This is a genomic window from Kordia sp. E (genome assembly GCF_056033805.1).
In genome coordinates, this window is sequence record NZ_JBRASR010000003.1 from 860,298 (window position 1) to 882,309 (window position 22,012).

The 22,012-nt window shown below is 34.0% G+C and carries 21 protein-coding genes; 18 read left to right on the forward strand and 3 right to left on the reverse strand.

All coding sequences use genetic code 11. From position 1 onward, the window contains the following. The first annotated feature begins 15 nt into the window (after positions 1-15). Positions 16-1,848: a DUF885 domain-containing protein gene (locus ACUUYC_RS17005; RefSeq protein WP_474267870.1), complete on the forward strand. Its 1,833-nt coding sequence runs from the start codon at positions 16-18 to the stop codon at positions 1,846-1,848. 433 nt (positions 1,849-2,281) lie between these two features. Here the strand turns inward: ACUUYC_RS17005 and ACUUYC_RS17010 are convergent, their stop codons facing one another. The 3 genes from ACUUYC_RS17010 to ACUUYC_RS17020 all read right to left on the reverse strand — a co-directional run bounded on the left by ACUUYC_RS17010 (position 2,282) and on the right by ACUUYC_RS17020 (position 4,649). Beyond that, on the reverse strand, positions 2,282-3,313 hold the full coding sequence (locus ACUUYC_RS17010) for a T9SS type A sorting domain-containing protein (RefSeq protein ID WP_474267871.1): 1,032 nt from the start codon (positions 3,311-3,313) through the stop codon (positions 2,282-2,284). Between the two features lie 133 nt (positions 3,314-3,446). Then, entirely contained in the window at positions 3,447-4,022 is a 576-nt protein-coding gene (locus tag ACUUYC_RS17015) for a phage tail protein (protein ID WP_474267872.1), read from the reverse strand. A 51-nt stretch (positions 4,023-4,073) separates the two neighbouring features. Continuing rightward, entirely contained in the window at positions 4,074-4,649 is a 576-nt protein-coding gene (locus ACUUYC_RS17020) for a phage tail protein (protein ID WP_474267873.1), read from the reverse strand. A 233-nt stretch (positions 4,650-4,882) separates the two neighbouring features. Here ACUUYC_RS17020 and ACUUYC_RS17025 point away from each other — a divergent pair, with 233 nt between their 5' ends. From ACUUYC_RS17025 to ACUUYC_RS17105, 17 genes are all read left to right on the forward strand, one after another. Then, the gene (locus ACUUYC_RS17025; RefSeq protein WP_474267874.1) at positions 4,883-5,239 is read left to right on the forward strand and encodes a hypothetical protein; all 357 of its coding nucleotides are present in this window, start codon (positions 4,883-4,885) and stop codon (positions 5,237-5,239) included. Between the two features lie 3 nt (positions 5,240-5,242). Further along, positions 5,243-5,899 carry a hypothetical protein gene (locus ACUUYC_RS17030; RefSeq protein WP_474267875.1) on the forward strand — a complete coding sequence of 219 codons (657 nt, stop codon included), beginning with the start codon at positions 5,243-5,245 and terminating at the stop codon, positions 5,897-5,899. Further along, complete coding sequence (locus ACUUYC_RS17035; protein ID WP_474267876.1) at positions 5,896-6,690, forward strand: sensor histidine kinase; 795 nt, start codon at positions 5,896-5,898, stop codon at positions 6,688-6,690. The genes ACUUYC_RS17030 and ACUUYC_RS17035 overlap by 4 nt, the downstream gene beginning before the upstream one ends. An 11-nt stretch (positions 6,691-6,701) precedes the next feature. Beyond that, complete coding sequence (locus ACUUYC_RS17040; RefSeq protein ID WP_474267877.1) at positions 6,702-7,379, forward strand: response regulator; 678 nt, start codon at positions 6,702-6,704, stop codon at positions 7,377-7,379. A 167-nt stretch (positions 7,380-7,546) separates the two neighbouring features. Beyond that, complete coding sequence (gene tmk / locus ACUUYC_RS17045; protein ID WP_474267878.1) at positions 7,547-8,173, forward strand: dTMP kinase; 627 nt, start codon at positions 7,547-7,549, stop codon at positions 8,171-8,173. A gap of 298 nt (positions 8,174-8,471) precedes the next feature. Next, positions 8,472-9,038: a Pvc16 family protein gene (locus ACUUYC_RS17050; protein WP_474267879.1), complete on the forward strand. Its 567-nt coding sequence runs from the start codon at positions 8,472-8,474 to the stop codon at positions 9,036-9,038. Continuing rightward, positions 9,031-9,591, forward strand: a complete 561-nt coding sequence (locus ACUUYC_RS17055; protein WP_474267880.1) for a hypothetical protein — start codon at positions 9,031-9,033, stop codon at positions 9,589-9,591. The genes ACUUYC_RS17050 and ACUUYC_RS17055 overlap by 8 nt, the downstream gene beginning before the upstream one ends. A 32-nt stretch (positions 9,592-9,623) precedes the next feature. Next, positions 9,624-11,579: a phage tail sheath family protein gene (locus ACUUYC_RS17060; RefSeq protein WP_474267881.1), complete on the forward strand. Its 1,956-nt coding sequence runs from the start codon at positions 9,624-9,626 to the stop codon at positions 11,577-11,579. Positions 11,580-11,632: 53 nt separating this feature from the next. Then, a complete protein-coding gene (locus ACUUYC_RS17065; protein WP_474267882.1) occupies positions 11,633-12,070 on the forward strand; it encodes a phage tail protein in 438 nt (145 codons plus the stop codon). Position 12,071: 1 nt separating this feature from the next. After that, entirely contained in the window at positions 12,072-12,530 is a 459-nt protein-coding gene (locus tag ACUUYC_RS17070) for a phage tail protein (RefSeq protein WP_474267883.1), read from the forward strand. Between the two features lie 6 nt (positions 12,531-12,536). Beyond that, on the forward strand, positions 12,537-12,692 hold the full coding sequence (locus ACUUYC_RS17075; RefSeq protein ID WP_474267884.1) for a hypothetical protein: 156 nt from the start codon (positions 12,537-12,539) through the stop codon (positions 12,690-12,692). A gap of 1 nt (position 12,693) precedes the next feature. Next, positions 12,694-13,449 carry a CIS tube protein gene (locus ACUUYC_RS17080; protein WP_474267885.1) on the forward strand — a complete coding sequence of 252 codons (756 nt, stop codon included), beginning with the start codon at positions 12,694-12,696 and terminating at the stop codon, positions 13,447-13,449. Continuing rightward, on the forward strand, positions 13,446-15,194 hold the full coding sequence (gene vgrG, locus ACUUYC_RS17085) for a type VI secretion system tip protein VgrG (protein ID WP_474267886.1): 1,749 nt from the start codon (positions 13,446-13,448) through the stop codon (positions 15,192-15,194). The genes ACUUYC_RS17080 and vgrG overlap by 4 nt, the downstream gene beginning before the upstream one ends. Before the next feature lie 12 nt (positions 15,195-15,206). Continuing rightward, positions 15,207-15,494, forward strand: a complete 288-nt coding sequence (locus ACUUYC_RS17090) for a PAAR domain-containing protein (RefSeq protein WP_298420540.1) — start codon at positions 15,207-15,209, stop codon at positions 15,492-15,494. 1 nt (position 15,495) lies between these two features. Beyond that, complete coding sequence (locus ACUUYC_RS17095; RefSeq protein WP_474267887.1) at positions 15,496-15,909, forward strand: GPW/gp25 family protein; 414 nt, start codon at positions 15,496-15,498, stop codon at positions 15,907-15,909. 2 nt (positions 15,910-15,911) lie between these two features. Then, on the forward strand, positions 15,912-19,106 hold the full coding sequence (locus tag ACUUYC_RS17100) for a hypothetical protein (protein ID WP_474267888.1): 3,195 nt from the start codon (positions 15,912-15,914) through the stop codon (positions 19,104-19,106). Next, a complete protein-coding gene (locus ACUUYC_RS17105) occupies positions 19,094-21,934 on the forward strand; it encodes a hypothetical protein (protein WP_474267889.1) in 2,841 nt (946 codons plus the stop codon). The genes ACUUYC_RS17100 and ACUUYC_RS17105 overlap by 13 nt, the downstream gene beginning before the upstream one ends. The last annotated feature ends 78 nt before the right edge of the window (positions 21,935-22,012 follow it).

Here is a 22,012-nt window from a genome sequence, read left to right on the forward strand (position 1 = left end):
CCAACTGACTTGTACATGAAAAAAATAACGAAAAGCATACTATTATTATTGATTCTGACTGGTTTTCTTGCTTGTGAAGGCGAAAAACAGAAAATTGAGAAAGCCCGTGCTGAAGCCAAAGTTAAAGAACATTCCATACGTTTAAATGATTGGTTTCAGGAACAATTTGAGCTTGACTTAAAAGATTCGCCACAAATGCAAACGCGTATTGGTGATAAAACCGATTATGGAAAATGGGATGATATTTCAATAGAAGCAGAAGAAAAAAACCTTCAAAAAGCAAAAGATCGTTTAAAATGGTTAACAGAAAATGTTGATGTCACAGCTTTAGATACTTCTACAGCATTAAGTTTTAAACTATACAAACAACGATTAGAAAATCATATTGAAGATTACAAATACAGATTGTATAACTATCCATTGAATCAAATGCATGGAATGCAAGCGGAAATTCCTGCATTTCTTATTAATATGCATCAGGTTAAAGATAAAAGTGATGCAGAAGCTTATATATCACGTTTAAACGGTTTAAAAAACTTATTTGCAGCAGTAGAAGTAAATTTGAAAGAACGTCAAGAAGCAGGTATATTGCCACCTAAATTTGTATTCAATCATGTAATCAGTAACGCAAAAAATATTATCAAAGGATTTCCATTTGATAGTAGCAAAGAAAATAGTACGCTTTGGAATGATTTCAGATCAAAAATTGAAACCTTAACACTAGAAGATAAAGATAGAGAAGCACTAGAAACTGCTGCGAATGAAGCTTTAGTAAATTCGGTAAAGCCAGCTTTTAGTTCATTAATCGTACTATTAGAAGCACAGCAAAAAGTTGCTACAGACGAAGATGGTGCATGGAAATTTCCGAACGGATTGGAGTTTTATAACAATGCGTTAGCGCGAACTACAACGACAAACATGACTTCTGATGAAATTCATCAATTAGGTTTGGATGAAGTAGCTCGTATTCATAATGAAATGAAACAAATCAAAGATCAAGTAGGTTTCGAAGGATCATTGCAAGAGTTTTTTAAGTTTATGAAAGTTGATAAGCAATTCTACTATTCAGCTACAGCTGAAGGAAGAAAAGCGTATATGGACAAAGCTACGGGAATGATAAATACCATGAAATCTCGTTTGGACGAATTGTTCATTACAAAACCAAAAGCAGATATTCAGGTAAAAGCAGTAGAAGCGTTCCGTGAAAAATCAGCAGGAAAAGCATTTTATCAACAACCAGCACTAGATGGTTCGCGACCAGGAACGTACTATGCAAACATGTATACAATGGAAGCAATGCCAAGTTACCAAATGGAAGCATTGGCATACCATGAAGGAATTCCAGGACATCATATGCAAATAGCCATTGCACAAGAATTAGAAAATGTACCTATGTTTCGTAAACTTGGTGGATATACTGCATACATTGAAGGTTGGGGATTATACTCTGAGTTTATTCCGAAAGAAATGGGCTTCTATGACAATCCATATTCAGACTTTGGACGTTTGGCAATGGAATTGTGGCGCGCATGCCGATTGGTGGTAGACACAGGAATTCATGCAAAAAAATGGACACGCCAGGAAGGAATCGATTATTACGTAACAAACACACCAAATGCAAAATCGGATGCTGTAAAAATGGTGGAACGTCATATTGTAATGCCTAGTCAGGCAACTGCATACAAAGTTGGAATGAACAAAATCATTGCGCTTCGTAAAAATGCAAAAGCAATACTAGGAGACAAGTTTGACATTCGAGAATTTCACGAAGTTATATTGAGTAATGGAGCTGTTCCATTAAATGTATTAAGTGATTTAGTAGACGAGTGGATTGCTAGTAAAAAGTAATTCAATCACACATAAAATATAGAAAAAGCGAGTACTGTGTAGTGCTCGTTTTTTTGTGATTATAAATTAAAAATTTCCCAAAACCCAAAACCCAAAGCCTCATATTCGTTTTCACACTTCCGTGAGATAGTTCTCGTTTCAAAATAAAGTTAGTTATCTAATATGCAAAACATAAAAGCGACAATCATTCTTTCTGTTTTCGTATAGCTTGAAGCGACTCAGTTATGAAATTTCTATAGAAAGAAAGATGCCTCTATTAAAACTAAGCGTCACTTCGAGTTAAATTTTGTAAAATTTAGTATCGAGAAGTACTTTAAATCGTATGTATTTCTTTAGTATAGTACTAACGATCTTATTCTATTAGTAGTAGTAGGACATAAAAAAAGCGGATACAAGTGTATCCGCTTTTTAAATTTTATATAAAAATCAAGAATTACTTGATAATTAACTTCTTTGTTGTAGAAGCATCGTTAGATGATAACTTCATTAAATAGATTCCTGTAGTTAATTTTAAACTTAAATCAACATTGCTAGTAACACCATTCATATTATTAGAAGAAATTGTACGTCCACTAATATCAGTAATCGTTACATTTTGTAATGCAATTCCTGAATTACGAATTGTAATATTTCCATTAGATGGATTTGGATGTACGGCAAATGAATTACTTAAAAACTCATTAGTAGATAGTGTTGTCAAATCTAATTCCGTTGGAATAGCAGTTACACCATTGGCATAAGCTGTGTCAAAAATAGAATTTACACCTACATAATTTGCTGGATCAGTCAATGCTAACCTAGCAGCAGTAATGGCTTCAGCTGGCGTGTTAAACCCAGAAAAGTCATAAGTTCCTACGTACATAGAATTATCCCACTCATCCTGCACACCAGCACCAGAACCTAAGCCTAAAGCAGATCTTGGCGGAGTTGTATCATTCAATCCAGGTGGCAAAGCACTTTGATTAGAATCGGTTGGACTTCCAGTAAAAGCTGTAGAAGCAATTTGATTGATGAATAAAAATGTTGCATTGTTACCTGCATCCGTTCCTCCAGCTGCATTTGAGCTATCTTGGAAAGCAATAATTTGATCTCCAGCTGCAGCTAGTGCCATACCGCTACCACTTGTAATTCTAGCGTCGCTGTAATTTGCAAAGTCAGTACCACTAACGGAAAATCTTATAACATCTCCAGCATCTATTCCTCCAGTTGGGACCGTATATTTAACAGCTCCTTCATTACATGGAGATGCAAAACCACTAGCATTTGCTCCGCAATCTGTGAAAAAGATTCCAGTTCCTTCATTAACATCTACAAGAACAACAAATGCAAAATCATCAGGTGTATCTGCTTGATTTTGTATTATAACAATGTCCCCTACACCCAAGGTTGTAGCTTGACCAAATGAAGCAGTAGTAATTAAAAACATTGGTATCGCAACCAATATAGAGAGTAATTTTATTTTCATACTTTAAGAATTTAGTTTATGGCTGTAAAGATAGTAAATTAAAAAAGACCCTTACAAGCCACTAGGGAATTATTAATGTTAAGTTAAAATTCCCCTCTAAAAATTAAACTTTAGAGAGGAATATGAATTTTAATTAGCTTCTTGAAGGAAAAGTTCCTTGCATAGCTATGATATAGTTAATCCCTAAAAATGGATTTCTTATATTGAATGGTTGATTATTACCTGATGGACCTGTGTTTCCCGAGACAGAAACAGAGTTAGGTGCCATTATACTATCAACAGGTGAAGAATTGTATGCATTCACCGTAACAGCACTAGATGCGCTTACTTGTATTGGTGCAAATACTCTTCCTGCTGGTTCTTCAGAATCAGCATCTTCTTCATTAGTACCAATACTACCTTTCATAGTACCAGCATTGTGAAAGTGATTAGGTAATTCAAGTAGTGTCAATGTTTTGGTTTCGATACCACCTCTTTGACCTAATTTAATGTCAGAAAGTCCTGGTCCACGACCTGCATGGATAGGGCTTCTACTTCTTAAATCAGGCAAAGCAAAAGTCGTTCTTCCGTCACCACCATAAGTAGTACCTAAAAGAGAAAATAGTGCTTGATTTTGATTTATAGGCAGTAATTGTCCGTCACATAATGCCCAACCTCTTGGTGCAAAATTTCCGCCAAACATTACTATTTGCGCTAAAAATGGATTCATAATTATATTTTTTTAATGTTAATTAATTCGATTTTTTAACTAAAAAGTTGTTTAGCTTCTTGATGGATATACTCCAAGCATGGCAATGATATAGTTAATTCCCTCAAATGGGTTTCTAATATAGAAAGATTGATTTCCTCCTGTAGCTAATGTATTTCCTGTAATAGAAACAGAGTTAGGCGCCATTAAACTATCAACAGGTGAAGAATTATATGCGTTCACCGTAACTGCACTAGATGCACTTACTTGTATTGGTGCCAATGTATGTCCTGTAGGATCTTCAGAATCAGCATCCTCCTCATTAGTACCAATAGAGCCTTTCAAAGTAGCTCCACTATGTGAGTGATTTGGCATCTCTAAAACATTTAATGTGTGGTACTCAGCTCCACCTCTTTGTCCTAACTTAATAGTAGACAATCCTGGGCCTGTTCCTGGGTGAATAGCAGCTCTTCCTCTTAAATCAGGTAAAGCAAACGAAGTTCTTCCGTCTCCTCCGTACGTTGTTCCTAAGATAGAAAATAACGCCGAGTTTGACGAGATAGCTAATAATTGTCCGTTACATAATGCCCAACCTCTTGGTGCAAAATTTCCTCCGAACATAACAATTTCTCCGATAAATGGATCCATAATAATATAGTTTATAAGGTTAAAAGAATAAAGATAGCATTTTTTATTAAATACTATGAATCCAAAAATATAGGTATTACTTCATTTATGTAATGGTCTAATCACTTAAAATTAAAAACAGGTAGAAGTACGTAATTATAGATAAAAAATATTTTTTTAAGTAAGAATTGTAGAAAATAGAACCATATATTTTACTATTTTTAAGCCATACTAACTACAAAAATTAAATTATTATGGATTCAAAATTCGGAGAACAAAAAAGTAAAATCGTTTATCCACCAGGAGCAATTCCTTTATCAACTGCTGCTATTTGGACTCAAAACTGGAGAGAAAGACAATCAATTGAAGAAATCAACGGTTATTTTATCCCTATGAATGATATTAATGAGGCAAAAGCTGAAAGTGGAGCTGATAATATGAGAGGATATTTAGCAATTGATGAAAAAGGAGTAGACCATCTTCTTCTTGTTGGTGTTGATAGTAAAGGAAATGATATGATTGACGAACTTAATGGTCAATTTGTGTATGATCATACATTGCCTTGTCCACAACAATGCGGAAATGGAAATGTATTAAACGGTGGGAACTAATACATGTCATTATTAATTATTTTCTCATATAGTTCTACGGCTATTTTACTATTAAATACCATATTATATTCAAAGTTTATAGTGTCTAAAGACTTAGCGTATAAGTATTTTGCTATTTATTTGTTGTGTACAGCAATAAATCAATTAACGGGAACAATTTTATTCGAATTGGAAATTCCCAACCTTTATTTGGCAAATACTTATTTGATAATGCAATTTTTAATGCTGAGTTTATTTTATTATGAAATTTTTAAAGAACAAAAAAAGAGAAAATATATTTTAGTAATGATGTTTATCTTATTGACAGTATTAGGAGTTCAATATGCTTGGACTCCTGATCTGTTTTTTCAATACAATACCATTGGAATTATTGCAACCTCAACAATATTAATACTTTATTCAATAGTTTACTTCTTTAATTATATATCAGATAGTGAACTAAAATTATATCTTGTTAATAGCGGAATTCTTATTTATTTACTTGGAACTATACTATTATTTTCTATTGCAAACATTGGATTAAAGTTAGAGCAAGAAACTGAAATTGCATTATGGATATTGAATGCTTTTATATTCTTAGTCTTTCAAATAATTATTCTAGTACAATGGTATATTGATCGTAGAAAGAAAAAAAATAAAGCCAAACTAAAAACGTTATGAATTCACTTTTTGTAGAGGAAAATGGAGTCATCACTATTGTAATTTTTGGTGTCGTTTTACTGTTAGTTATGGGGCTAACATTGATATTGTTTTTCTTTTTATCGAGGAAAAAAATCATCCAAAAAGAACTTGAAAAAAAGACCTTAGAATTAGTACACCAAAAGGAAATGCTAAAAGCTACGATAGTAGCACAAGAAGCGGAACGAAATCGTATAGCACAAGATTTACATGATGCGATTAGTGCAAAGTTAAATGTGGTTTCGCTTAGCGCAAACTTTCTCTTGGAAGAAGAAAATGTGACGCCAAAAGAAAATGAAGAAATTATAAATCATATGCTTCGTGTAACGAATAAAACGATTGAGAGTTCACGAAAAATTGCACACAATTTATTACCGCCAATTCTTGAAAAATTTGGTTTAGGCGCAGCGTTAGAAGAGCTATGTGATGAATTTAGCAATAGCAAAAAAGTAAATGTCACCTCTAACATTGACTACAAAATTGGTAGATTAGCAAAAGACGATGAATTACATGTGTTTAGAGTCGTACAAGAGCTCATGAACAATTCTATGCGTCATGGAAAAGCTAAAGAAATAGAATTAAATTTCAAACCTGAAAAAGAAAACTTATCCCTATCTTACAAAGACAATGGATTAGGATTTGATACCAACACAATTGGAGCCCAAAAAGGACTAGGTTTGCGTAATATAGAAAGTAGAGTATCATTACTAAAAGGTGATATTAGCTACGAAAGTGAAAAATCAAAAGGAGTCAAAGTAGAAATCACAATTTAATATACAGGATTATGGATACAGAAATTATAAAAATAGCCATTGCCGATGATGAAGCCTTATTTAGAGCAGGAATGTCATTTATATTAACACGAATTAAAAATTTTGAAATCGTATTTGAAGCCGAAAATGGAGCTGATCTGATCGAAAAACTAAAAACAGAAACAAGGCCAGACGTTGTATTGATGGACTTAAAAATGCCAATGTTAAATGGCGTAGAAAGTACCAAAATACTACAAAAAGAATATCCGGAAATTAAAGTAATTGCAGTAACAAGTTATGATGGGAAATCATTTATAACAAACATGATAGATGTTGGAGCATCTTCATATCTTCTCAAAAACACATCACCAAAAATTGTTGTACACACAATAAATGAAGTATTTGCTAAAGGATTTTATTATGATGAACGCGTATTAAAAATCATTCATGAAAACTTATTATCTGCAAAAAGCAAACGCATCAAAAGTGATTTAGACAATAACTTACTTACAAAGCGTGAAAAAGAAATTCTTGAACTTATCTGCAATCAATATACAACCAATGAAATAGCAGAAAAACTATTCATAAGTCCACGAACAGTTGAAGGACACCGAAACAATCTATTGCTAAAAACAGAATCTAAAAATGTAGCGGGATTAGTCATTTATGGTATTCAGAAAAAACTCATAGAACTATCTCCAGATTTTTAAACAATATATCTCAAAACTGGATTCCCCAAAAAATCTTCACAAAAGTCATTTCAAACCAAACTATTCAAAAAGTAAACACTAATATTTTATCTAAAACAGTAAATTTAGGTAAGATGATGTATTCCTATAATTTAATGTTTATTTTTGGCAGCTAGAAGTAAAAAAACATGAAGAAAAATCTATTCATAGCAATTGAAGGAATTGATGGAAGTGGAAAAAGTACGCAAGCAAAAAACATTGCAAAACGTTTAGAAGCTGAAGGTCACAAAGTATATCTTACGTTTGAGCCTACAGATATGCGTATAGGTAAAATGATCAGAACTATTCTCGGTGGTAAAGAAAAAGCGGATGAAAAAGTAATAGCAGCACTATTTGTTGCAGACAGACTAGATCACCTACTTCATGAAACGGAAGGAATTCTTAAAAAACTAGCTGAAGGATACACTGTAATTACTGATAGATACTACTTTTCTTCCTATGCATATCATGGTGCGCATGTAGATATGGATTGGGTAATTGCTTCTAACAACATGGCAGCGAAAACATTAAAACCAGATGTAAATCTATTTGTAGATGTTTCTCCCGAAGTTGCTATGAAACGAATCAATGCGAATCGTGAGACAATAGAAATTTACGAAACCTTAGACAACCTAAAAGCTGTGCAAACACAATACTTACGTGCGTTTGAAAAGCTGAAAAATGAAGAACATATTGTTACTGTAAATGGTGATGAAACGCTTGAAAACGTTACGGAAGCACTTTGGGAAGTCATAAAAACAGAATTAAAAAAATAATACTTCACATTACATTTTTATATAAAAAAACGAATCCCTTTTTTGAAGGGATTTTTTTAATTATTATAATTTTATTTACATGACATTTAAGAGGTTATCATGTTTTTTTTTGCTTTATATATAAAATACTATTTCTATTTAAAACACAAAAGCGTGTTTTTCCTATATAAGCTACATTTTCTTCCTGAATATAAATAGTGTTTTTCCTATCGTTAATTAGCTAATAGACTCTACCAATTCCATATGTCTATCGGTAGTTTTGTTTCATCGTTAATCAAACCGTAACGAAGCAAGCAACATGATCAATAAATTCGTAGACAAACTTACCACTGATGGACTCGCTACCTACATCAATACATTACAGGGAATTTCTGTAAAGCTGGGAGCGCAAAACATTGGAGATTATCAGTCTGACGATAATGACTTTGACGGAGAAAATTTAGTAGTAACGATTGTTCGAATTGATGAAGAAAGTACCTTAAAAAACTTTCCAAATCAAAGATTAGTACAAAATGGACAAACTTTTGAAATGGACAAACGTTTTCCGAAAATCCATCTAAACTACTACTTACTATTCACATGCACGTTGCAATATGACAAAGCTGTTGCCGTAATATACAAAACAGTAAAGTTTTTTCAACATCAAAAGAAATTTGCCTTTACGGCAGATGAAGACGACATAGAACTCAATTTGGAATTATGTTCACCAAGCTTTGAACAACTCAATAATATTTGGGGAATGCTAGGTGGGAAACAAATGCCAAGCGTACTATACAAAGCACGAGTATCAGCATTAGAAAGAGACATAGCGTCACTTTCAGCAATCATAACTTCAATTGGATCCATAGAAAAGCAAGATGAGTAGATTCAATTACATATACGAACTGTTGACGACAATCAAGCTAAATCATGTAAATGGGTTAGTAACTGAAAATCATGTAAAAATATATCCAACAAAAGAAACGGCTGCGCTAATTGATCAATACAGATTGGTCATAAAGTCAATTCCAGAAGGATTGGTAGTTCTGTATAAAAAAGAAGAACTATTTGTGGCAGAAACAGTTGACAATGTAATCATCATTGATGGAGTAGAAGTAACCGATCAAAAAATAGTTGGGTATGTATCAACTTCACCAGACAGAACTTTTTCAAACTGGCTTCCAGAAGTAATAGATGTTGATTTAGAATTTTACGCTGTGGCGGATCACACATATAGACAAAACACAAAGTGGAATGGAACTAACAATTTGGGACTCAAACTAAATGAACACATAGTTTATAGTAGTAATGAATTAGAAGGAATAAAAAATACAAATAACGACATTAACGAACGGGTAAAGCCAGATGCAATTTTACAAATAAACATAGTAGAAGCAAACCTAACGACACCAATTACATTAACATTTGAAATAAATTAAATACTAACAAAACTTTTTAAATCATAAATATTATGGCTAGTACATTAAAAACACCAGGAGTTTACATAGAGGAGATTGTAAAATTTCCGCCTTCTGTAGCACAAGTTGAAACGGCTATTCCTGCATTTATTGGATATACGGAGAAAGCAACAAACAAAATTAACGGAGATCTCAACATGGTTCCAACACGTATAACATCAATGTTGGAGTATGAACGATTCTTCGGAGGAGCAAAAGCAGAAACATCTATAGATGTAACTGTAACTGACGATGCTGATGACAATCGTACAATCGTAGTAACACAACCAACTTCTAAGGAACCGTTTTTAATGTATTATTCATTACAACTATACTTTGCTAATGGAGGTGGACCATGCTACATTACATCTGTAGCACGTTATGGTAGTGAATTGGCAGTAGGAGAATCTGCTGTAGCTACAATTGCTGATGAAGTTGCTTTAAAAGCTGGTTTGGCAGAAGTCGCAACAGTTGATGAACCAACACTTATTGTATTTCCTGATGCTACACGAGTATCCGGAATTACTGCAACTACTTTTTACGGATTGTATAATGATGCATTAAAGCAATGTAACAAACTACAAGATCGATTCACAATCATTGATACACTAGGATATGATGGTTCAATAAATCCAGATCCTAATGTTGTTGCACTAAGAAACGGTGTAAGTCTTGGAAAAGATTTTGTAAAGTATGGAGCAGCTTACTATCCATACCTAGAAACGATTTTAAACTATAAAATTGATGAGGCAAATACTGATGTAACCATCGAAAACTTGGCTCCAGATGATCCACAACTAAAAGTACAAAACATTGCAGATGCGATAGACACTTCAGCGCTAGGAACACTTACGGATACTGACTTAGTTGCAACTACTGCTGCTATTGATGGTGCTGCTGATGACGCTGCTGCACTTGCATTAGTGCCTACCTTAAAAGGAGATATAAATGATATTATAGCATACATTAACTCACTACAAAGTGTTTTAAATGATGCATTACAAATTGCACATGATGACGGAAGTGTTGCTACAGAAGCAAACAATTTAGACACATGGATTACCGATAACTTAGAACAAGCAATACTAGATTTAAACAAAAGTTTAGATAGATTAAATGCAGATACTACACAAACGCAAGTTTCTAATGAAATTCAGCTAAACAAGCCAGGTGTGCATGATGTCTTAGGAATTCATACAGACAATGCACCAGCAGATGCGTTAAAAGCTAAGATTGATACACTTATTGCTAGTGGAGAATTAAAACTATTAATAGATGCACTTCCAGCTGCAGGCGGAGCTATTTCAGTGACTGTAAAATTAGATACACTCGAAATTTCTGATAACGATACATACAACAAAATTAAAACAGCCATCAACAACTTACCAATGGAATTGCCACCAAGTAGTGCAATTGCAGGAGTATATGCAAGAGTTGATAGCACAAGAGGTGTATGGAAAGCGCCAGCAAATGTAGGACTAACATACGTAGTAAAACCTTCTGTACGTGTAACAAATGACATTCAAGATGGATTAAACGTTGATACAACTGCAGGTAAATCTGTAAACGCAATTCGTTCCTTCACAGGAAAAGGAGTTATGGTTTGGGGAGCTAGAACATTAGCAGGAAACGATAACGAATGGCGTTACGTATCTGTTAGACGTTTCTTTAACATGGTGGAAGAATCAGTTAAAAAAGCAAGTGATCAATTTGTATTTGAGCCAAACGACGCCAATACTTGGGTTCGTATCAAAGCAATGATTACAAACTTCCTTATCAATCAGTGGAAAGCAGGAGCATTAGCAGGAGCAAGCGCAGATGACGCATTCTATGTAAAAGTAGGATTAAACCAAACAATGACAGCAGATGATATCCTTAACGGAATCATGAATATTGAAATTGGAATGGCAGTTGTACGTCCGGCAGAATTCATCGTATTGAAGTTCTCTCACAAAATGCAAGAATCATAAACGATAATTATCGATAAAAAATATAAAATCATAAACATTTAAAACAAAATATTATGTCAGCAACATATCCATTACCAAAGTTTCATTTTCAAGTAGAATGGGGAGGAACTAAAATTGGTTTTCAAGAAGTATCAGGTCTCGATAAAGAATTTGAAATGTTAGAATACAGAGAAGGTTCAAGTCCTGAATACAACAAAATTAACATGCCAGGCATGGTAAAATACACAGATGTTGTATTAAAAAGAGGTGTGTTTAGAGGAGACAATGAATTCTATGCATGGATGCAAGAAAACAAACTAAATGTGGCGGAACGTCGCGACATTACAATTAGTTTGCTAAACGAAGCACACGAACCAGTAGTAGTTTGGAGAGTTAAAAATGCTTGGCCAAAGAAAATTCAGTCAACAGACTTAAAAGCAGAAGGAAACGAAGTAGCTATTGAGACGTTAACTGTTGCTCACGAAGGAGTTGAATGGGAAAACATAGGTTAATATGGCGCTCTTTGACAACTTTAAATATCCAGTTTCAGGATTTCACTTTGTAGTCTATTTCAATGGATTACTTCCAAACCCTGTAGATCTGAGTTTCCAATCAGTATCTGGACTTAGCGTTACTGTAGAAACAGAACCCTACACAGAAGGTGGAGAAAATAGATTTGTTCATGAGTTACCAAAAGGATTAAAATTCAGCACGCTTACGCTAAAACGAGGATTAAAAACAGCGCCTTCGTCCATCACAAAATGGTGTGAAGAAGCCTATGAGAGTTTTGCTTTCAAACCATTGAATCTAATAGTAATGTTACTAGGTGAAAACCATATTCCTATCAAAAGTTGGAATATAGTTGGAGCATATCCTATCAAATACGAATTAGGAGATTTCAATGCAGAAACCAATAGTGTTCTTATAGAAACCTTAGAAATAAAGTATAATTATTTTAAAGCATTAATATAAAAAATAATGGCAATAGAAATAAAAAACTTACGAATTAAGGTCAATGTAAATGCTCAAAAAAAAGAAGAAACGGCTGAAGTAGAAGAAGGACGAACCAATTGGACTTCGGGTGATATCATCAATGCAGTATCAAAAATAATGACCAATAAAAAAGAACGATAACATGGCTTTTTTAGGAGAATTAGAAAAAATGATCGTAACGAAACTGGATCAAGATGGAACGGCAACAGGAACGCCAATTCAAGTCTTAATCAATCCAGAAGGATACAAAGAATCATATACTGTAGAATACAACGATGATCAGCAAAATAATTCTGGCGGTAAAAAACCAAAATTTGTCAAAGTAAAACCAGGAGATTTCTCTTTCAAATTACTCTATGATTCCACAGGAATCTTTGATGTAGTCGGACTCAACTTAGCAGATACGCTAACAAGTATAGCAGAAGATATCTCAGGATTTATTCCTTTTCAGGATGATGAAGCCGAAAACAACAACATCGTAGAAGAAATTGAAAAAATAAAAGAATTTGTAGTCTATCAAGGTGACATTCACAAACCGTATGAACTGCAAATAAATTGGGGAGCTTTAGAACTCAAATGTATTCTAACAAAATTAGACATTGATTACAAGCTCTTCAATCCACAAGGATTTCCAATACGAGCAGTGGCAACACTTACGTGTAAACAAAGCACGAGTGAAGTACTGCGCTTGGCAAAAGAGAAAAAATCTTCTCCCGATCTAACACACATTAGAACAGTAAGAGAAGGTGATACATTACCACTAATGGCATACAGAATCTATGGGAATTCAAAATATTACCTAGAAGTTGCCAGAGCAAACAATTTACTCAATTTCAGAAATCTAACACCAGGAACGGAACTCATATTTCCACCTTTAGATAAAACACAAAGCGCATGAGTTTAGTTGCAGACATATCCACTCAGGAAAACAGCTTAGTAACGTACAAAATCTTATTGGGAGATGCCAAAACAGATGTGAGTGCTAGCTATGGTGTAAAAACGATTACGGTACAACGTGCCTGCAATCGTATTCCAACAGCTACTTTATTGCTTGTGGATGGAGACGGAACTACACAAGAATTTGAAGCAAGTAATGCTGACGAATTCAAGCCAGGTGAAAAAATAGTAATTGAAGCAGGATATGACTTTGAAGACAAATCAATATTTGAAGGAATCATCACTAAACATGCAATAAAAGCTTCTGCACAAACAAGTTATCTATTGATAGAATGTAAAGATGAAGCGTTTAAAATGACACTAGGACGTAAAAATAAAATCTTCTATGAAGTAACAGAAAGTGATGTCATAGACGAAATTATTAGTGAAAACGGTCTAAGTGGAAGTGCAGAATCTACATCGCATTCACATAATGAAATCGTACAATACCAAGCAACGGATTGGGATTTTATTCAATGTAGAGCGCAAATCAACAACATGCTATGTTTTGTAGAAGATGGAACAGTAGACATAAAAGCGCCTGAATTATCAGCAGGAAGTGTATATACGGCAACATATGGAGACAATGTGTTTTCGTTTGAAGCCGAAATTGACGCACGGAATCAATATGATGCGTTTGAAGCTTCAGCTTGGAACTATTCAGATCAGGAAGTCATTACAAAAACAGCTGAAAATAGTGATTTAAACACAGCAGGAAACTTAACATCTGGTGAATTAGCAGAAGCGGCTGGAAGCAGTAGCATTTCACTAACACACACCGGAAACGTTCCTGACGAAATATTGACTACTTGGGCAGAAGGAAAAAGTATGTATCAACAATTGGCTAAAATTTGTGGAACAGTTCAAGTAGAAGGAACTGAAGAAATTTTACCTGGAAACATGATAACGCTTGCAGGAATGAGTGATCGTTTCAATGGAGATGTATTTGTATGTAGTGTACATCATACCATTACCAATGGAAACTGGACAACAACAGCAAAATTTGGATTAGATCCTGAATGGTTTGCAGAAACATACGAAGTAAGTCAATTACCTGCATCTGGAATGTTACCAGCAATTGGCGGCTTGCAAATAGGAGTTGTTTCAGCTTTAGAAGGCGATCCAAGTGAAGAACACAGAATTCAAGTAAAATTACCAATCATAAGCGCAGAAGAAGAAGGTGTTTGGGCACGTGTATTATCAATGCATGCAGGAGAAAACTATGGAGTTCATTTCTTGCCAGAAATTGGACATGAAGTACTCGTAGGTTTCTTAAATGACGATCCAAATCAAGCAATAGTATTAGGTTCATTATTTAGCAACACAAACACATCTCCAATAGAATATTCGGATGATAATTTTGAAAAAGTCATCATGACAAAAAGTGAAATCAAAATCACAATGAATGATGAACTCAAAAGCATCACTCTTGATACACCAGCAGGAAAACTAATTACACTTGATGAAGATGAAGCGTATATAAAACTAGAAGATGAAAACGGAAACAGTATTATCATGAATTCTGATGGAATCACGATAGAATCTGGAAAAGATATCATTATGACAGCCGCATCTGGGGATTTAAAAATGGAAGCCATGAACATAGAGGCAGTAGCATCTATAGATTTCAAAGCAGAAGCGGTAACAGCAACTGTAGAAGGTTCGGCAACGACAACTATAAAAGGAGGAATGGTACAAATCAACTAAAAAGAAAACAACATGCCACTAGCAGCACGAATAACAGATATGCACGTTTGTCCTATGACAACAGGTCCAGTACCACATGTTGGAGGACCAATTTTACCACCGGGAGAACCAACAGTTCTCATTGGAGGTTTGCCAGCCGCAAAAGTGGGAGATATGTGTGTATGCACAGGTCCACCAGACAGTATAGTAGCAGGTTCTGCAACAGTGTTGATAGGAGGAATGCCAGCGGCACGAATGGGTGATTCTACGGCGCATGGAGGATCAATAGTATTAGGATGTCCAACCGTAATGATAGGATAATATGGATTCATCAATAGCAACATACTTAGGAAAAGGCTGGGATTTCCCACCAACATTCCTAGAGAAAAAAGGAGAAGTAAAACTAATCTCTGATATAGAAGATATAGAGAAAAGTTTACAAACGATAGTAACAACACGAAGAGGTGAGCGTGTCATGCGACCATTATTTGGCTGCGATCTTACCGATAAAATCTTTGAAAACCTGAATGCTACGCAAATCAACATTATGAAAAATAGAGTTGAGGAAGCAATCATTTTATTTGAACCACGAATAGATGTGATAAAGATAGCATTGGATACACAAAATATACTAGAAGGTAAATTTTTAATCAAAGTAGAATACATCATAAGGGCAACAAATACAAGAAGAAACATTGTATTTCCTTATTACCTAACTGAAGCAACAGATATATAATCATGCAAAACGATTGTACAGAAAATACACTAATAAAGTTACGCGAAGGCACAACACAGCAAGCGCGTTACCATGCTTTGCTCGATCCTGAGAATGTAAAACTCATGGGATTTGAAGTAAAAGACTGGATGAACTTTGCAGAAGAATTTTCTAAGCATGTAAACCTATATAACCATAAAAACTATACTATTCCCAACGGAACTTGGGAACCATTTCACAACGCATCTGACGAAATTAAAGAAGTAATAGAAACCTATACAGAAGGAAATATTACACCACAATTAGCATTATTTATAGCATTCTTAAAACTACTAAACAAAAGCAAGGAGCGTTTCAATAAAATAACGAAACGTCATTTAGACTTTTACTACAAAGAAGTATTACAACTCAATAAAAATGCTGAAAACGCAGATCATGCTTATATCATATTTGAATTAGCTAAAAATGCGGAACAACAATTCTTAAGTAGTGAAACGTTACTTAATGGAGGAAAAGATAGTGAAGGAAACATAATAAACTATAAACTAGAAGACGAGATTGCTATAAACAAAGCAACAGTTTCTGAACTAAAAAATACATACTCAGATACAAATGAGCCAAATTGGTATGCTTCTTCTAAAGCAAACTCTGGAGATGGCGAAGGTGGCGAATTTGAAAATGGAAGCACATCTTGGTTACCATTTGGAGATACGGACAGAAACCTTGCTAAAAAAGGATTCTCAATAAGTTCACCTTCATTATTACTTACAGAAGGGAAACGAACTATTGAACTCAAAGCAACGTATAGCAAATTAGTATTAAATAAAAACTTAAAACCAATTCTAACGGTTGAGCATACAGGTGAAAAAGGCTGGGAAGAAGCAACAGTAACATCTGCAGCAGTTAACAACGATGTAATCACGATTGTATTAACGTTAAATGAAGATGCAGAAAAAATAGTAAACTACGATGCAACACTTCATGAAGGAAACTACGATACAACACATCCAATACTGCGTGTATTATTCAAGCCAACTGATAGAACAGAAGATACATACGAAACATATTTAAAAATTGCTCGCGCAACTATAAATAACATAGAACTCTCAACTACAGGAGAATATAAAACAGGATTAACTGTAAAAAATGATTTAGGAAAAGTAAACACTGAAAATCCATTCTTTCCATTTGGACCATTAGCCAAAAAACGTGCAAAACTAAAAATTGCAGCAGATGAATGGATTGGAAAACGAATCAGTGATGTAAAGGTTTCGTTAGATTGGAAAGATCAACCAGATAATTTTGCGCTACACTATCAACATTACATAGAACAATATCTAAACATAACGCCACCAGAAACATTCATCTCAGTACATGCAGGAGTAAAAAATCCTATAGTAATTGGAGCAAATGGTTCCACACGTTTTAGAGTTACAACTGATTATATTGGAAGTACAAAAGATATTATAGAAAGTGTAGCTGATATAGATGCTATCATTCTATCAGAAGAAGAACAACGAACATTAGAAGCTGAACAACGTTTTATAAATCCATTAGAAACAGGAATTTCAGCACGTCCACACACACAAGATGAAATTTCAGTGCTAAGCAATGTTTTTGACTTTACAACCGATGGCAGCATTGTTGTAGGCGACGGATCAATCAGTGATGATAGTGTTTCAGCTACAGTTACAAGTGATGTTTCAAGTGGTTCTTCATCTCAAGATCAACAAATGTTTTTCTCAGATCCGACAGTAGAATTCAACCATTTTTTACCAAACAATAGTACATATGTGCCGAGAATTGCGGATGATTATTTCATTCAATTATCCTTAAAAAATGATTTCTTACACGACGCTTACGCTAAAATATACACGTACCTAGCACTCAATAAACTTCCGTTACCAAACGCAGCATATGCACCATTTGCGGAAAATTTAAAAGTAACAATTACCACAAAGGAAATATTCTCAGAGACAAAAAGACAAGTAAGACTCTATCATGAACTTCCTTTTGGAATCGATAAAATAACAAGTAGTAATAGTGCTTTACTTCCTTTGCCAGAAGAAGGAGGACAATTATATATTGGAATTGAAAAAGCAATTGCGGATCAAAATATACAATTACTATGTCAAATAGAAGAAGGTTCAGAAAATCCGGATGCGATTGAAGAATTTGGACTCGCAACAGTGACATGGCAATATTTACACAAAAATAAATGGAGTAATTTAAAGCCTATTTTTTTACTCAAAGACCAAACCGACAACTTTTTAAAAGCAGGATTGGTAGCCTTTACTGTTCCAAAACAATTTGGAGAAAATACCCTTTTTGCAGAAAACCGCTTATGGATTAGAGCTACAATAGCAAAACCATTTGATACTGTTTCTAAATTCACAAACATTCACGCACAAGCAGTTGAGGTGAAATTCTTAAACAAAGAAAACACACTTGAACATTTAGACAACGGAATGCCTGCAGAAACGATTTCTAAACTCAAAGATCGTTTGGCAACAGTAAAAAAAGTAACGCAGCCATATGCTTCTTTTGACGGTTTTCCGAAAGAAAGTGATTTAAACTTTTACAGAAGAGTTAGCGAACGATTACGTCATAAAAACAGAGCCATTACACTATGGGATTATGAACACATTATTCTTCAAGAATTTAATTATTTACACAAGATAAAATGTTTAAATCACAGTACACGTACAAGCTTTAAAACTCCGGGAGAAGTATTGTTGGTTGCTATTCCAAACATAATAGATCAAAATGTGTATGATATCTATAAGCCAAAACTAAGTCAAACCAAACTAAATGCTATAGAAGCATATGTCAACAAACTAAATACATTACATGTAGATGCAAAAGTAATATCGCCTGTATATGAAGAAGTTGTCATCTTGCTAAAAGCAAAATTTAACGAAGGACTAGATGCTAACTTTTACACAAAACAATTACAACAAGACATTGCTCAATACTTATCACCGTGGGCATTTGACAAAAATAAACTGATCTCTTTTGGAAATGCAATGTATGCAAGTGAAGTTATCTTTTACATTGAAAATCTCAATTATGTAGATTATATAAAAGACTTCAAGATGGAACACAATGGAGAAGAAAAAGACGAAATCGTTCCAACAGATCAAAAAAGTATTTTAACCTCAGTATTGCCCGAATTACATGCTGTAACCGCTATAACAACAACACTATGCCAATCTTAGATCAACATATCACCATACCGAGCAATGTAAGCTACAATGACGATCTGGACTTTCAGTTTCTAAGAGACGCAGGGCAGCAGCACATTCAAGATCTCAGTCGAAAAATTTGGACAGATTATAACATTCACGATCCAGGAATTACGATTATGGAATTGTTATGTTATGCCATTACTGACTTAGGATTACGTATAGATCAACCGATAGAAAATTTGGTTGCTTCTGCAGATGACAACTTTGCAAAAATGCACGAGCAATTCAAATCTGCCAAAAATATACTTACATGTAAACCAGTTACAGTATTAGATTATAGAAAACTATTCATTGATATCATTGGTGTAAAAAACTGCTGGTTAGCTATTCATGACTTATCATTATATGCTGAATGCAACTCAGAAGAACCGAAAATATCTTTCACACCATTTGAAGAAACAGAATACAGAATAAAACCTTTTAATATCAAAGGATTATATACAATACTTGTTGATTTTGACGAAGGTTCAGCATTTGTAGAAGAAGAAATCATTGAAAAAATATTTACCAAATATCACAGCAATCGAAATCTATGTGAAGACTTAGTTTCGGTGAAAAAAATACAAAAACAATGCATTAGAGTATGTGCCGAAATTCAGCTTGAAAATGATGCGGATGAAGAATTGATCGATGCAAAAATTCAATGGGAAGTTGGGCAATATTTATCGCCAGATGTAAAAGTAAATACACTAACTGAAATGTTAGATAGTGGACTTTCGTCAGATCAAATATTTGAAGGTCCAATCTTAGAAAACGGTTTCCTTACGGCGGAAGAACTTCAAAAATCGGAACTTCGTAAAGATGTACGTTTATCAGACATCATGAATATTATCATGAAAATTGATGGTGTAAAACTCATTGAAGATATCAGTATTGATAACTGTCCACCAAAACTTGGAGAAGAAGAAAGCGATTGCAATCAAAATATCAACGCAAAAAGTGACCCTTGGATTATCTGTATAGAAGAAAATCACTTGCCAGTTCTTTGTGATGGAAGTACATTAAAATACAAAAAAGGATTTTTGCCAATTGGCGTAAATCGTGAAATAGTAGAAGAAAACTTAGCAACACTTGAAGCAGAAGCAAAGGCAAATCAAGAGAAATCATTCGACGATTTGCCAATGCCGCTTGGCGTACACAACGATATAAAATATCAAACAGTACAACATCATTTGCCTGAAAACTATGGGATTTCAAAATATGGACTCTCTAACACAGTGTCAGATGAGCGCAAAGTAAAAGCAAAACAATTACAAGGATATTTACTATTCTTTGATCAAATACTAAGTACATATTTCTCTCATTTAGAACACACAAAAACATTATTATCAGCAGACGAAGACTTACAACAAACGTATTTTTTCAAAGCTGTAGATGATATCAATGGAATAGAAACATTGTTGAAAGATTTCCCTGATTACAAAGGAAATGTAGAAAACATTATTGACAAACTTGAAGATTTCAATACACGTAGAAACGAACTCTTAGATCACTTAATAGCACGTTTTGCTGAAGTATTTGAAGACTATACCAATACAATGTATAAGTTATTTGGTAGATCGAAAAATAGTGTTGACAACAATATCATAAAGACAAAAAATAGATTTATAAAAGAATACGATATCATCAGTTCAGAACGTGGATTAGCATTTAATTACAGAAAAGCGAATCAATGGAATAGTACAAACGTTTCTGGTTTTCAAAAGCGAATTTCATTGCTTTCAGGTTTAGACGACTACACACGTAGAGATTTATTCAATGATAATATTACGATAGAAACATTAAAACGTATTACGATAGAAGATGGCATTCATATTGAATATCGCTGGAAAATAAAAAGCGATAGTATGGTATATCTATCATCTCAAAAAGACTTTACATCAAAGCAATCGGCAATCAATGAATTATTAATTGTATTAAAACTTGCAACAAACCGTGACAATTTCGTGTTACGCAAAACGCAAATGCCTTCAGAGCGTTATTACATCGCATTAGTAAATGAAGAAGGAGAAGTTATTGGTCGTCAATACAATGATTACTACGATACGCCTAGTGAAGCATCAGCAAAACGATTAGAAACTATCAATTTTATTGAAGACTTACTCTTTGATGAAGGTTTCTATCTCATAGAAAACATCTTAACATTACCATACATACGAGAAGAAATTAATGATCTCAATGAATGTTTGCCTTTATGTATAGATGAAAAATGTTTGGGTTGTAGTGAAATAGATCCGTTTTCATATCAGGTAACGATCATATTTCCAGGATATACCTCAAGGTTTTCTAATATAGATTTCCGAATCTTTATGGAAGACTTAATCCGAAGAGAATTACCAGCACACATTCTACCAAGAATATGTTGGGTTGGACACATTGATGGCGCAATGACGCAAGTAGAAAAAACGCCAATTGTTGTCAATCCTTTGGAAGGAATAGATAATATGGTGATTTCTGAACCTGCAGTTACAGAAAATGAAGAAAATCCTTTAGATGTATTACCAGTATTTGAAGTTGGTGAAGAATTGGAAGATGAAAACTTTAACTACACAATTGTAGAAAACGATGAACTGTACGATATGAAACACATACAAAAATATTGGAAAGCATTTCTAAAATCGAAAGGTAGAGTTTCCGAAGGATATATGGCGACACATGAAAGTACAAAAGATTTATTATGCGCTATAAACCAAATGAATACAATATATGCAACAGGAACATTACACGATTGTAATGATGAAGATGGAGAATTAAAAAACAGAATAATACTAAATAGAAGCGCACTTGGATCGCTCTAACAAAGCGCTAAAAGTTGTGAGTGAAACAAATTATATAATAATAAATACGAAATATCATTTCGAGTGAATTCATGAATC